Below are 14,207 nucleotides of genomic sequence, written 5' to 3'. Positions count from 1 at the left end.
TTGACTAAAAAATCATAACCCCCTACTATGCATGGTAAAAAAGGAACAAACGAGAATGGATACCTCTTTACTACTAATAAATGCATTGCTGTACTTTTTCTTACCGCTGTGGGGAATAGCTGGATTTGTTGATTGGTGCTGTCACCGCGCAACTAAGATAGAACACACTACAGGCATTAAAGAAACATTAATGCATTCCGTCATGGGAATTCAGATGGGGCTACCCATCGTGCTCTGCCTTATATTTGATGTCAATGCACTCATTTTACTTATTTGTATCATAACTTGGGTTTTGCACGAGCTCGTTGCCCATATGGATGTTGCCTATGCATCCCCCATAAGAGAAATCTCTATTTGGGAAATGCACGCCCACACCTATTTAGGATCCTTGCCCCTGTATATGCTAACCAGCATTATTGTCATCAATTGGGATCATTTTTTAAAATTAATTACCTTAGATCTCAATGGAGAAATGACATTTACATTACTTGAAAACCCATATGGCACATCTAGCTACCTACCTGCTTATTTAACATTTATGGCTATTGTATGTGTGTTTCCCTACATGGAAGAAAACCTTCGCTGTATTTATGCTTACTTTAAAGGAAGAAAAGCGTGAACGTATATATAAATAGTACTGGTCGCTACTTGCCAGGAAACCCAATCGATAATGACGAAATCGAAGCTGTACTGGGCTTAATAAATAACAAACCCAGCCGCTTAAAAAATAAAATTTTAAAGTCGAATGGTATAAAAACACGCCACTACGCCATAAACACAAAGCAGCAAACAGTTGAAAGCAACTGTGACCTAGCTAAGAAGGCAGCTATAAGCTGCATTGAAAACAGTTTTCTACCGCGCAGTAAAATCAAGCTGTTAAGTACTGCAACCAGTCAAGGTGATATGGTTTTACCTGGGTTTAGTAGCATGTTACAAGCCGAGCTTAATATTCCTGAAGTAGAAATAAACACCAGCCATGGTATTTGCTCAAGTAGTATGATGGCGCTCAAATACGCATTCGCTAATATCAAAGCAGAATTAAGCGATAACGCATTAGTGGTAGCAAGCGAGCTTGCCTCTCGACTATTCAAACACTCGCGCTATGAAGTAATTACAGATAATGCCGTAGATTTTAATGCCGAGTTTTTGCGCTGGATGCTCTCAGACGGGGCCGGCGCCCTACTGCTCGAAAATATCCCTAGACCTAACACCACAAGTTTAAAAATCGAATGGATAAAAAGCTTTTCTCACGCTGACGTATACGATACCTGCATGTCATTAGGCAAAAGTAAAAATGAGGATATAAAAACCTGGCAAGACTACCCAACCTACGCTGCAGCAGAAAAAGCTGGCGCATTATTGCTCAGGCAAGATGTTAGGCTATTAGATAATATCGTTACCGTTGGTGTTAATGGATTTTTAAAACTCATAAATGCAGGTGATGTCGACGTTGATAAAATCGATCATGTACTTTGCCATTTTTCATCACACTATTTCAAAGGCAAAATTTTTGAAATGCTAGAACAAGCTGGCACTTTTATTCCTGAAGAAAAATGGTACACAAATCTCTATGACAGAGGAAATACCGGCTGCGCTTCATTATTTATCATGCTGGATGAGTTTATAAAAACGCATACTTTAAACTCAGGCGACACGATTCTGTGTATGGTTCCTGAGTCAGGCCGATTTAACTGCGCATATATGCTGCTAACAATAGAGAAATAACATGGAACATTACATTCAAACTGAGCTTGGTAAGAAATGCCTACAACAGTTACTACAAGTATGGCTTGATTTTGATCGCAATCTGTCAAAAGTGCCAATAGTAAAACGATTAGAAACGGGTAAATTAAGCCAACAAGATTACCGTCATTTACTACTCAATATGCGTCAACAAGTGATTGAAGGTTCAAGGTGGATAAGCCGCAGCGCATCCAGTTTTGACCGTGATTACAGTGATGTTCGCTCTAGCGTTATCCATCATGCCCACGAAGAACACCGCGACTATTTGATGATCGAGAAAGACTACCTAGCAGCCGGTGGCAACCTTGATGATATACAAACAGCCGACAGAAATTTAGGCTCAGAGGCACTGCATGGTTACCTAATGTACAGCGCCAGTAAACCCAACCCTGTTGCGCTCATTGGTGCTATGTGGATCATTGAAGGGTTAGGAAACAAAATGTCACTCAAGTGGGCCAAGCTGATTAAAGAGCACTTACAACCCACAGCAAACATCACTCGTTTTTTAGAATATCATGGCAAAAATGATGTTGAGCACCTAAAAGAACTTTATCAACTCATTGATCGCGTCGCATCCTCAAACGAAAAAGTGGCCACCATAGTTAAAACAGCTAAGGTTGTAGGGCGTTTGTATTGCTTGCAACTAGAGGAGATTGATAATGAGCAATAACCAAAGCGCCTACCTAAGGGCACTAAAAAATGATGACTCTCTGCCTATTGAGCAACAAGCATTAACACTTTGGCACAAAGATTTAGAAAATCGCTTTCGCTGGACACTAAGGCCCATTTTGCAGTTTGTATTTGCTATTTTATTGCATCTGATTTGGTTTTTAAAAAGGCTGCCATTACCACAATTTAGTGCGCATACATTTTTACAAAAAACCATTTGCTGGTTTTGTAAGTACTTTGTTTCGCCAGAGGCGAATATGCTTATTCTTAGGCACTTTGCCACAGAATCAAATATTTTAAATTTCCTTTCAGAAAACACAGATCACAGTTATAGAGTGAATCTATACCCTAAAACAATAGACGACATGCTACACAATAGCTTTGTTGATCACGACCAAGAATTGTTTGAGTCCTTCGCACAACTCGGCAATGCTCAAACACACATTAATAAATCCAATCGATATAATTGGAAAAGTTGGCAACCAATTAATATGAAAGATTTTTTCATCGAAAAAAAAGCCACACAAGTCATTGATTTTGAAACCGCACATGCCTTATTTATGTGCTTGTTTTGCTTATTATTAAAACGTGATGAATATCGCGATGCCATTAATGGATTCAACCTAGATCACAGCATCGCAATTAGAATAGGAAAAATAATCAACGATAGCTCATTAACCGAGTACGCATATAATAAATACCCGCATTACCTCGTAGGCCCGTGGAATTTAGGGCAACGATTTTTAATGCACGGCTTTTTTACAGAACATATGTACGCCAAACTCGAAGCAATGAGAAAACAGCAAATCGCTTAATGTGTTGGAAATAAAGGCTAAGTTATAACTCTTACTGCCTTAATTAACTTACATACACTCATTACAACGCCGTGCAGTTGTAGAACAGGGGCTTTTATAGGTGGGCCACAGTGTCTGCATTGCTATTGCCATGGCCCTGTTATATGGGTGATTCTTTAGAACAACTTATATCTGGCGCTGTGTATGATTTAAGTTCAAGTTTTGACAGGTTTTAATATGTATATAATACCCGAGTTCACTTTTTTTATAATTTCACTCCCGGTCGTGATAGCATTCTTGGTTTCAACCCTGTGCTTCACTCGTATTTCAATGAAGCACATTGAGAAAAAAATGCGCGAGGAAGGAATACATGAGCCACTTTGGGATAAAGGTATAGGTATAAGGGTGACTATGTATGGAAAAGTTATTAGGCGACAAAAACCTGTAAAAGCTACTGTTGTTAATGATGAAGCAATTTTACGGCACGCCAGACCTATTGATTTAATTTTAGCTCGAGTAATGCATGTATCATTTTTAGGTTTGATGCTAATAATTGCCTATGGTTATTTTGCGTATGATTTAGGGGAAGGCGCTTACTAAACAAGGTTACTTTTAAATGTTTACTATACCTGAAAATATTTTCTGGATTTTAGCTGGACCATCATTTATTGCTTTTTTAATCTCAACTCTATGCTTCACTCGCATTTCGATGAAGCATATTGAGAAAAAAATGCGTGACGAAGGAATACACGAGCCTCTTTGGGATAAAGGAATAGGCATAAGAGTGACCATGTATGGCAAAGTAATTCGTCGTCAAAAGCCTGCCAAAGCAACCATCGTTAACGACGAAGCAATACTTCGCCACGCACGCCCTATTGACCTTGTACTCGCTCGAGTGATGCATTACTCCTTTACGATTACGATGATCTTAGCTGTATATGGTTACTTTGCTTATGACTTAGGGGAGCGAGCTTATTGATTATAGCAGCCCTTGCAACCTCGTTTTTGTCTCTTTTAAGTAATTAAGGTAAGGGTAAGCGTCATCGGCAACCGCTATTGCAGCCTCAATTTGGAATAATGCTTGGCGAGTATTACCTTGCATTTCATAGCCATATGACAAAGCTGACAGGGCATACGCTGATTTAGGGTAGTTTTTGATATTGTACTTAAACACCTCAATCGCCCGCTCAAATTGCTGGTTATCCGTTAAGCTGTAACCAAGTAACCTAACAGCACGGTCTGGTGGCGCTATTTGCTCACCCCATTGCTGAGATAAACCATGATAATAGGCATCAATCGATGAAACATCATCGCCCAGCGCACTCAAAGGCATATGTTTAGATAAAAATAAGCCATGGTACGCATTAAATGCCCCTGCAGCTGAGGTTAGGTTATGCGAAACGCCTGCAAAGGCGTCACTCTTAAAGCGCAGATTTTGCACCTTACTATTTTGCATCGTTTGCTGCATATCATCGTATCTTTCGCGCATAATGCCAGCTTCTTCGCCGATATTCATATATACATAGCTGTTGATACTGTTGGCTTTAGTGACAAAGGCTTTTAAGCTCTTAGCCGGGGCGCCATAGTTCCACCATACCGCAGGACTATAAGCAATATGTGCTTGAAATAGCTCGGGGTTAGCCTGCATTGCGTAAAGAGCAAATACACCAGCCGCGGAAGCTCCTGCGATAATTCTATAATCATGAGTGCGATACTGCTTATTAACCAAAGGCATCAGTTCTTGCTCTACGAAAGCTAAAAACTTTGCTGCACCACCGCCTTCACCAACAGGCCCTTGTGGTTCTTTGTTCACTGTGGGATAAAAGTCTCTAAGTCGATTAGTGCTTTCAATTGCAACTACAATCACCTCTGGCGCCTGATCATTTTGTTGTAAGCGCTCAAGCACAGCATTAATCAATGGCACATTGCCAGCCCCATCTAAACGATAGATAACAGGGTATTTCTTATTAGGATGGGCCTGATAGCTTTTTGGTAATTGCACAACGACAGTGCGTTGCTCACTAAGATTACTTGATTCGATAGTATGCGTATGTTGGCTGTAATTTGTAACCGCCTCACCTGCGGCTGGTTGAGCCATTACATAACTAGTACAGAGTAAAAAACCACTAATACAGAGTAACTTAAATAGTCGCACGACTTATCCTTAAGAGATGTTGGTAATTTTTTAAGCTAACAGAATTACAAGTACAAAAAAAGGCGCATATTGCGCCTTAATAAATATAAAACTCTAAACTTATTCAACCGTTACCGATTTTGCTAGGTTTCGAGGTTGATCTACGTCGGTGCCTTTAATAACCGCAACGTAGTATGAAAGTAGCTGCAATGGGATTGTATATACAACTGGGGCAATCACGTCATCCACATGGTTTACGTTAATTACACGCATTGTTTCATCAGATTCAAAGTGTGAGTCTTTATCTGCAAATACATAAATAATACCGCCGCGGGCACGTACTTCTTCTACGTTTGATTTAAGCTTTTCAAGTAGTTCATTGTTTGGCGCTACAACAATGATTGGCATGTCAGCATCAATCAACGCTAAAGGACCATGTTTAAGCTCACCCGCCGCGTATGCTTCAGCGTGAATGTATGAAATTTCTTTCAGCTTAAGTGCACCTTCCATCGCGATTGGGTATTGTGAGCCACGACCTAAGAATAGTGAGTGGTGTTTATCAGCAAACTCTTCAGCTAAATCTTCAATGCCTTCTGCAAGCAGTAATGCTTCTTCTAACTTGTTAGGCAGTGTTTTAATTGCATTGACAATCGCACTTTGATCTAAGCCTTTTTCTTGCGCAATAGATGCAGTTAGCATTAATAAACCAACAAGTTGTGTGGTGAAAGCTTTAGTAGATGCAACACCAATTTCAGCACCTGCTTTAGTCATAAAGGCTAAGTCAGATTCACGCACCAGTGATGAACCAGGTACGTTACAAATGGTCATTGACGCCATATAACCTTGCTGTTTTGCAAGACGCAGTGCAGCAAGTGTATCGGCTGTTTCACCAGACTGTGAAATGGTCACAAGTAAGCTGTTTTCATGTACAAATGATTCACGGTAACGAAACTCAGAGGCAATCTCTACGTTACAGCTCACGCCTGCAAACTGCTCAAGCCAGTAACGCGCAACCATACCCGAGTGATATGAAGTACCACAGGCAATAATTTGTACGTGCTTTACGTCTTTAAAGATTTGCTGAGCACTGTCACCAAAGGCATCAATTGCCACAGTATCATTGTGAAGGCGGCCATCAAGTGTGTTACGTACAGCAAGAGGCTGTTCGTAAATTTCTTTCAGCATGTAGTGACGATATTCGCCTTTACCTGATGCATCTTGCGTGATGTTTGATTCAATCACTTCGCGCTCGACTACCTCGCCGTTTGCATCAAATATTTCCACACTGTCACGGGTAATACGAGCAACATCACCTTCTTCAAGGTAAATAAAGCTACGAGTAACAGGTAATAGAGCAAGTTGGTCAGATGCAATAAAGTTTTCGCCAAGACCTAAACCAATAACCAATGGGCTACCTGAGCGCGCTACAATGATTTCGTTGTCGTTCGCTTTATCAAAAACAACGGTACCAAATGCGCCTTCAAACTGCTTAACAGCCGCTTGTACTGCTGCCAATAAAGAAGTGTGTTGCTGACGAAGTTGGTGGATAAGGTGCACCATTACTTCAGTATCAGTTTCTGATAAAAACTCATAACCATCACCTTTTAGCGCATCACGCAGGCTAGCATGGTTTTCAATAATACCATTATGAACGAGTGCAATTTCGCTATTCGAAATATGCGGATGTGCATTCGCTTCAGTTACACCGCCATGTGTTGCCCAGCGCGTATGTGCGATACCTGTCGTGCCTTTTACATTTGCAGCATTAAGGGCTGATTCTAAATTAGCAACTTTACCTACAGCTTTTACTGTATTTAATACATTGCCTTCAACGAGGGCTACACCTGCTGAGTCATAGCCACGGTATTCAAGACGCTTTAAGCCTTCTACAAGAATTTTATTTACTGGGCGTTCTGCAACAGCCCCTACGATTCCACACATAATCTCTCCTTTTGCACATGCCAAAGTGTTTAACTTTGGGCGGTATGTGTTGTCATAAATGATGCGTAATAAGGTGTTGTCGGTCTTATTACGGGTTATTCAATTTCTGCACAGATCAGCTGTACACCACACGCTGTTATCGCCTCGCGCTTATCTACGCTTAGGTGGTTGTCTGTTATAACAGTGGTAACACGCTGCCAAGGCAGTTCTAAATTCGGTATTTTTCGGCCAATTTTTTCTGATTCAACCAGCACTACCACTTCACGGGCAGCTTCAGCCATCACTTGGCTAAGCCCTACTAATTCATTGAAGGTTGTAGTACCTCTATCAATATCAATGCCATCGGCACCAATAAAGAGTTGGTCAAAGTCGTAAGAGCGTAGAACATTCTCTGCAACTTGGCCCTGAAACGATTCTGAATGCGGATCCCAAGTCCCACCGGTCATCAAAAGTGTTGGCTCATTTTCTAATGAAAGCAGTCGGTTAGCGACATTAATAGCATTGGTCATCACCACTAAACCACGCTTATTGGCAAGTTCAGGGATCATCGCTGCTGTAGTGCGGCCGCTATCAATAATGATGCGGTTATGGTCTTTAATAAGCTTTGCAGCCGCCTGTGCGATTGCCATTTTGCGAAGCGAGTCGCTTTTCTCGTTGCTATTTGCAACGATTTCTTGCGGCAATGCAATGGCACCACCGTAACGGCGCAGTAATAAGCCACTTTTCTCAAGTGCCGTGAGGTCTTTACGAATCGTTACTTCTGAAGTTTGAAACTGCTCAGCCAGCGCCTCTACAGCTACCTCACCGTACTCATTAACTTGACTTAAAATTGTATGGCGACGTTGTTGAGTGTTTCGTTTTGTCATTTATATGATCACATAAGTTTCGTTTCGAAAGTTTTGAAATTTTAAACGAAACAATATAAATGGCAAGTGAATGTTTTAAATTAAAGTGAGGGAGAAAACTTATCATTCTATTAAATTCACACTAGGTACAAATAAGCCACCATAAAAGGTGGCTCTTGCTGGTGTTAGGCAAGCAATTCTCCGTTTAAGATACACTTCACGATAGCTTGCTGTCGATTAGTACTACTCGTTTTTTTTATGCAGTTAGACAAATGAAAATCAACCGTTCTTTGACTGATATTAAGTATTTGACTAATTTCCCAGGATGTTTTGCCTATTGATGCCCATTTAATACACTCTTTTTCTCGCCGTGTAATTTTTACTGCTTCTGTACGCGTTGAACGTCGGTAGGCTTCAAACATTTCGATTAAAAAGATTCGCCAATAGTCTCCTAGCATTTTTGCTTTGTGCGGTTCAGTACTTAAATTAGGCAACTCAAGTACCAAACAAGCAAATTTATTCTTATGTAAACCTGTAGGAACAATTAATACTGAATCATAATTGCCATTTATTTCACTAAGCATCAGCGCTTTTGTTTCATTAAGACAATAATGAATTAATTTTTTACAGGAGTGAACCTCATCTAAAAAAGAGTGCTCAAATTCTCCAAAGTAATTAGTATCAAATCTAAATAAGTCAGAGAAATCAAAAGTAATAAATCCTACCTGCGTATAACTATAAGTATTTTTTATATCTGTAAAAAATTTATTAAAGCTATCTATTGAATTTATACACTCAATTCTAGAATGAAGTTCATTTATATTTACCATAAAAAACGCTCTCTTATAAGATTATTCTTTACATAGATCTGGAGCGAGAATACAAATGCTTTTCACTGATGACTCGTCAGTATTAATTTTAATAGTATCATTTATATACAGTTCACCGGTATTAGCTACTGTTAATAATATAAAGGTAGTCACATAGATGAATGTTTTTTTAAAAGTGTTTTTCATAGTGGTATAGCCCCTAACTTATGTTGTAGTTATTTTGTTCACATTAAATTTGGGCTAAGAGGGCTATTTTATCAATAATTATGTGGTGACTTTTTTATAACTTTAAAGAAAAACATTTAACTCATTGAATTTCAAATAAAATTATATCGCTATATTTATTACCTAAGCTTTCAACTACAATCAAGTTATTCATTTTATCTACATAAAAACTAGGCCTAATCACGTTAAAGTCAAACGTTTTTGACTTTAAGCTAGAGGCATCAACATCGTATAAGTCCATTTCATAGAAGGTGGTGTTTATCAAGTTATGATCACTCCATAGTAATGTGCTCTCTATAATCGTCCAGTTTGTATTATGCTCAGTAGACACACTTATGGGCATTGGGATCATCGATTCTTTTAACGTTTCAAAGCGTGATAACCTTCCGTTGTCATCACCTAAAACATACCCTTCATTGAATGGACGAATAAAGCGGTAACCTTTAAAGATTTTTTCCTTTGTTTTCTCTTTAATCATATGCTTAAAAGCTTGCCATTCACCATTGCTCTTACGCGTATATAGAATAGACTTTTCGTCTAGTGAAAAAGTAATATCGCCAATCAACTCATCAGCTTTAGAGAGGTAGGTAAGGCTATTATCAAGTGTATTAAGAATCGTTATGCGCTCTTGAAGCTTCAGTAATACATATTGCCCAGATGTTGAGGTACTGATTAACTTAAGTGGCTTTTCAGTACTCATTAAAGTCACTTTTTTATCAGCCTTTGTTTTTTCATAAAAAGTCAAAGAGTTTACTCCGTTCTCTTTTATAACCATCCAGATTTTATTATCAACGGGCTGGTAAGCTTTAATGTAACCTTGCTTTGCTTGTTTCTCTTGGATTAACTCAACATTTTTAAAATCACTTAATGGTAGTTTCTTCTCTATCAGCGTATTGGTTAACACATTATCTCTAATCGCCAATAGAGAACTAGAACTTAAAACTTTGGCAGCAATCAAGCCTGTTTCTGAATTAGTTATGATCTCTAAATCACCTGTTTTAATGTTCAATTTAGTTAATTTTTTATCATCGACTAAAATGATGTGCTCATTATCTAGCCATTGAACATCATAGATGACAACATTTTGGTCATGCTGGAAAAGTGTGTTACCAATTTTTAAATCGAGTACCCGAATAGAGTTACGTTTACTATCTAAAAAAACTCGAAGTACGACAACTTTGCTAGAATCTGGAGAAATATCGGCTTGGCTGTCATGTGCACCTTTTTGAGCAACGGATGTAACTTCCTCTAGCAAATTATTTTTAGAGTTATACTTATAGATAAGCATTGCACTTTGCTGGCTTTTTTGCCCAGAAAAGTAAATTAGGCCATCTTCATTTTTATCCGCAAAAACATCGGCGATAAAGTAAAAGTCGGATACTAATATCTCTGGTTTATGTGCTTCACTTTCTAACGCAACCTGTTTTAATAAAGCAATACCATCTAAATTATCAGAATAATACAAGTGTTTTGCATCATTGGAAAAAGTTAAACCCCTGGGTAGGGTCGTATCATCAATTAGCATTTTTACAGTTTGGCTTTCTCTATCTTTTAAATAGATGTGGTCATTTTCCTCATGACTTACTTTACTTGTAAATGCTATATATTTGCCATCATTTGAAACAGCTAACGCCCTTTTGTCCGAAATAACAGAATCAATCACTTTTGTAACGACATGTACTTCTTTATCAGTATTTTTATAGATGAAGTAGGTCAATGAAAACAAAAAGAGGGTGGCAATTACAATGAATAAAAAACGCCTATTTTTTTTTGCGTCATTATTCTTTACATCTATTGGCTTTTCAGTTTCCTCAGGTGTAGATGTTTCTGCAATTTGAGATACTGGACAAATTAATTTATAGCCGCGCTTTGGAAGAGATTGAAGGTAAGTAGGTTCTTTGTGGTCATCGTTCAAAACAATACGTATTTTACTTATAATTCGCCTAACAGCAGCATCTGAGACACATCGACCTTGCCATAGGTTTTCATGGAGCTCTTCCATCGAAATATAACGATCATTATGCTCAATAAAATACACTAAGACGGCAAAGACTTTTGGTTCTAATAAAATTGATTGCTCATTTATGCGAAGAGACATCTCTTGCGTATCTAAATAATACTCACCAATCTTAAAAAACATACTGTTTAGTCACTCACAAACTTAACACTTCCTTAACAACAACTATAGTACCGCACTGTAATTAGAATTACCACACAATCATAACCCATTGATTTATAAGAAAGTCACAACTTGGTTACAGATATATCAGCGTTAAATCATTGCAAATCAGCTGGCTTATTTTAGGTTTATCTTCAAGTCCGAAAAACTAATAAGGCAAGTTAAATGAGAAACAATATGAAATCAGAAAAACACTCGGTAGCAGCTCGAAGAACAAATGATGGTTTTATTGAAATTACCAACCTCGAATTACTTGATGCACTCGTCGGTGGTTATATCGATCCTGAAGAGGTCTATTGTCATGTAAGTGATAATCAGGAACAACGCACCTCCTTCTCAGATTCCGAGGGCATTAGCTAATGCCAGAAAATTTTTCGACAAGCTACAAACCTCACTTAAAACGTTTAACCGAAAAACGGGATTTAGCAGCTTTATATAATATTGAGCAATGGTGTGAAAACATGTGCATTGCTTTTGATAGGGATGTAGCAGGTCAAGAGATAAAGTTTAATGGAACACTGCGAAGGCTAATCAATGCATACCCATTAGTGCTAGCTTACCAAGGAAAAACTAATGAAAGTGAGCTGTTTTTAAAGAAAGCGATCGACCTGTGGAGTGAATTATATAGAAATGACAGAGATAACCAAAATCTCATAAACCTTATAGATCCTACAATCAACTTGCTCAGGCTCTATAAATTGACGAAAAGAAAATCAGAGTTCGATTCCCTGTTAAACAACATATCTCCAATTTATAACAGTGACAAAGTTCATTTAGGTGGAATAAAAGTTTCAAAGTCGGATATTGGCGAGCGCTGGGAGGCACTCTACCTTGCTACGTTAGATGAATGCTTAAAAAGCTATACTGCAGATTCTAATTTCAATGCGGTGTTCTCACTCCAAGACTTAATACCTGAAAAATATAGTAATAATGACATATATATTGAATCAAAAATAATATCACTAATTTACTTAAATGAATTTGATGAAGCTTTGGATATTTGCTTTAAGCAAATAAGAAAATACAAGTGTATAAAAAATGGGATATACAGCTACCGGCTTTACGAGTTATTTAAAAAATCAGGAAATGAAAGCAAATCTAAAACTGTGTTAAATCACCTGATAGCTTGCTTAAAGAAAACAAAGCTAGATTCACTATCAGACCTGAACTTTTCCTCATATGTTATCGCAGAAAGTAAAGAGTCACATAGTTCATCACTCGTAAAAAACACTTTGAAAAGTTATAAAAAAATAAATGATGAATTCAATTATGGCATGACAGTTCTAGACATATATAAAAACCATCCATCCAAAGATATAAAGACAGAAATTTTAGAAATAAATGAAAAAACAGAATATTTCATACTGAAAAAACACATTTCACATGAATTAAACCTCCCCTTCACTGAGGAAGGAGGAAACAAAGAAAACTTAAAAGAAATAACAAAAAGAATGAATAAAATAATTAACCCTAGTAGATTTAACAGTTAAAAAAATAAAAATAGCATCCATAATTATAAAACCCATTAAGGGCTAATAAAATAAATTTAAGGAAATAAAATGAGCAAGAAATTTGAAAATATCAAAAACGAAGAAATCAAACTTAATGAGTTAGGTGAAGTTGAGCTAAGTGAAGAGTTAGCTGGCGTTGTAGCTGGTGGTTTCTCTCCAGAAGAAGAGGATGAAGAGACTAATGTAGGTTGTGCAAACATTAGCTGTGGCTCTGAATTTAAAGAACTATAACTAACACACTAACCCAGATCACCCTCTTTAAAGTGATCTGGGTTAATTTACAACTAAAGGAGAAAAAATGATCTCTTCAACAGGAAAAATTAAAGGCTTTTCTAAACAACAATTAGTAAATAGCCTCAGCAATGAAAAATTCCAGCTAATAATCTTTCCAACAGAGCAGTGCAATTTTCGATGCGTGTATTGCTATGAAGATTTTGAAATTGGAAAAATGCCTCGTTGGTTAGTCGATGCTACTAAAATTCTTATCAAAAATAAAATACCTAAGTTGAAGAGCCTATCATTTAGTTGGTTTGGTGGGGAGCCTTTATTAGCAAAAGATATTCTATTTGAAATTGCTGAATACGCACAATCATTAGCAAAAGAAAATGGCTGTAAAGTGTCGGGAAATCTGACTACAAATGGTTCTCTTCTCGATATAAAAACACTCACAAAACTTGTGGAGCTAAAACAAAATAGCTTTCAAATCTCTATTGACGGTGACAAAGAGTCACACGACACAACTCGATTAACACGTAACGGAAGAGGCAGTTTTGATAAAATATGGGGTCGCTTATTAGCAGCATCTGCAACAGATCTTGATTTTCATATAACTCTCAGAATACATGTTACAGACTTAAACCATGAAAGTGTTTTAGCCTTTTGTGAACGCTATGATGAAGAGCTAAAAGAAGACAGTAGGTTTCAGTTGCTTTTTAAAGAAATATCTAACTTAGGGGGTGATAATCAAGAAAAAATAAACCGCCTAATATCAAAAAAATCAGCCAAACAGTTAGCTCGAGAACTAACAGAACGTTATTTAGATAATAGTAAGGAAACTAATGATCGGGGCCATTACATCTGTTATGCCGGAAAGCCAAATTCTTTAGGAATTAGAGCAAATGGTAATATCAATAAGTGTACCGTAGCTTTAGATGATGACAGAAACAATATTGGCAAGATTAACCCTGACGGCACTCTCACTTTAAATAATGAAAAATTTAGCACCTGGATAAAAGGCTTTACGACTCTTGATAGCTGGCAAATGGGATGCCCGCTTAGTTATATGAACAGCAACACTGTTGTTGGTGACATTCCAATAAAGAAAGTTAGCTAAATC

At 37.7% G+C, this 14,207-nt stretch carries 15 protein-coding genes; 10 read left to right on the top strand and 5 right to left on the bottom strand.

The features are described from left to right. Positions 1-55: 55 nt before the first annotated feature. From NYF15_RS20700 to NYF15_RS20675, 6 genes are all read left to right on the top strand, one after another. Entirely contained in the window at positions 56-619 is a 564-nt protein-coding gene (locus NYF15_RS20700; protein WP_130150880.1) for a diguanylate cyclase, read from the top strand. Next, positions 616-1,725: a beta-ketoacyl-ACP synthase III gene (locus NYF15_RS20695; protein WP_130150879.1), complete on the top strand. Its 1,110-nt coding sequence runs from the start codon at positions 616-618 to the stop codon at positions 1,723-1,725. Before NYF15_RS20700 ends, NYF15_RS20695 begins: the two co-directional genes overlap by 4 nt. Before the next feature lies 1 nt (position 1,726). After that, positions 1,727-2,413, top strand: a complete 687-nt coding sequence (locus tag NYF15_RS20690) for an iron-containing redox enzyme family protein (RefSeq protein ID WP_371354540.1) — start codon at positions 1,727-1,729, stop codon at positions 2,411-2,413. After that, positions 2,403-3,227: a hypothetical protein gene (locus NYF15_RS20685; protein ID WP_341803565.1), complete on the top strand. Its 825-nt coding sequence runs from the start codon at positions 2,403-2,405 to the stop codon at positions 3,225-3,227. The genes NYF15_RS20690 and NYF15_RS20685 overlap by 11 nt, the downstream gene beginning before the upstream one ends. A gap of 309 nt (positions 3,228-3,536) precedes the next feature. Continuing rightward, a complete protein-coding gene (locus NYF15_RS20680; protein ID WP_371354539.1) occupies positions 3,537-3,806 on the top strand; it encodes a hypothetical protein in 270 nt (89 codons plus the stop codon). Between the two features lie 16 nt (positions 3,807-3,822). Further along, complete coding sequence (locus NYF15_RS20675) at positions 3,823-4,185, top strand: hypothetical protein (protein WP_371354538.1); 363 nt, start codon at positions 3,823-3,825, stop codon at positions 4,183-4,185. Here NYF15_RS20675 and NYF15_RS20670 read toward each other — a convergent pair whose 3' ends face one another. The 5 genes from NYF15_RS20670 to NYF15_RS20650 all read right to left on the bottom strand — a co-directional run bounded on the left by NYF15_RS20670 (position 4,186) and on the right by NYF15_RS20650 (position 11,321). Then, positions 4,186-5,304: an alpha/beta hydrolase-fold protein gene (locus NYF15_RS20670; protein WP_371354625.1), complete on the bottom strand. Its 1,119-nt coding sequence runs from the start codon at positions 5,302-5,304 to the stop codon at positions 4,186-4,188. It abuts the gene before it with no gap. Between the two features lie 156 nt (positions 5,305-5,460). After that, positions 5,461-7,281 (bottom strand): glutamine--fructose-6-phosphate transaminase (isomerizing), encoded by a 1,821-nt coding sequence (glmS, locus tag NYF15_RS20665; protein ID WP_371354537.1) that lies wholly within the window; start codon positions 7,279-7,281, stop codon positions 5,461-5,463. Positions 7,282-7,376: 95 nt separating this feature from the next. Further along, positions 7,377-8,147 (bottom strand): DeoR/GlpR family DNA-binding transcription regulator, encoded by a 771-nt coding sequence (locus NYF15_RS20660; RefSeq protein WP_062567082.1) that lies wholly within the window; start codon positions 8,145-8,147, stop codon positions 7,377-7,379. A 164-nt stretch (positions 8,148-8,311) separates the two neighbouring features. Then, positions 8,312-8,956 (bottom strand): helix-turn-helix transcriptional regulator, encoded by a 645-nt coding sequence (locus NYF15_RS20655; RefSeq protein WP_130150871.1) that lies wholly within the window; start codon positions 8,954-8,956, stop codon positions 8,312-8,314. 307 nt (positions 8,957-9,263) lie between these two features. After that, positions 9,264-11,321 (bottom strand): winged helix-turn-helix domain-containing protein, encoded by a 2,058-nt coding sequence (locus NYF15_RS20650; RefSeq protein WP_371354536.1) that lies wholly within the window; start codon positions 11,319-11,321, stop codon positions 9,264-9,266. Between the two features lie 204 nt (positions 11,322-11,525). Here NYF15_RS20650 and NYF15_RS20645 point away from each other — a divergent pair, with 204 nt between their 5' ends. From NYF15_RS20645 to NYF15_RS20630, 4 genes are all read left to right on the top strand, one after another. After that, on the top strand, positions 11,526-11,720 hold the full coding sequence (locus tag NYF15_RS20645; protein ID WP_062567079.1) for a hypothetical protein: 195 nt from the start codon (positions 11,526-11,528) through the stop codon (positions 11,718-11,720). After that, entirely contained in the window at positions 11,720-12,850 is a 1,131-nt protein-coding gene (locus tag NYF15_RS20640; RefSeq protein ID WP_371354535.1) for a hypothetical protein, read from the top strand. Before NYF15_RS20645 ends, NYF15_RS20640 begins: the two co-directional genes overlap by 1 nt. 69 nt (positions 12,851-12,919) lie before the next feature. Further along, positions 12,920-13,102 (top strand): hypothetical protein, encoded by a 183-nt coding sequence (locus NYF15_RS20635; protein ID WP_062567077.1) that lies wholly within the window; start codon positions 12,920-12,922, stop codon positions 13,100-13,102. 67 nt (positions 13,103-13,169) lie between these two features. Then, positions 13,170-14,204 (top strand): radical SAM protein, encoded by a 1,035-nt coding sequence (locus tag NYF15_RS20630; RefSeq protein WP_062567076.1) that lies wholly within the window; start codon positions 13,170-13,172, stop codon positions 14,202-14,204. The last annotated feature ends 3 nt before the right edge of the window (positions 14,205-14,207 follow it).

Source organism: Pseudoalteromonas sp. 68 DY56-GL68 (assembly GCF_041414825.1).
In the GTDB taxonomy this organism is placed as follows: domain Bacteria; phylum Pseudomonadota; class Gammaproteobacteria; order Enterobacterales; family Alteromonadaceae; genus Pseudoalteromonas.
Note: the sequence above shows the minus strand (reverse complement) of the source record. Positions and strands in the feature narration are given on the sequence as shown.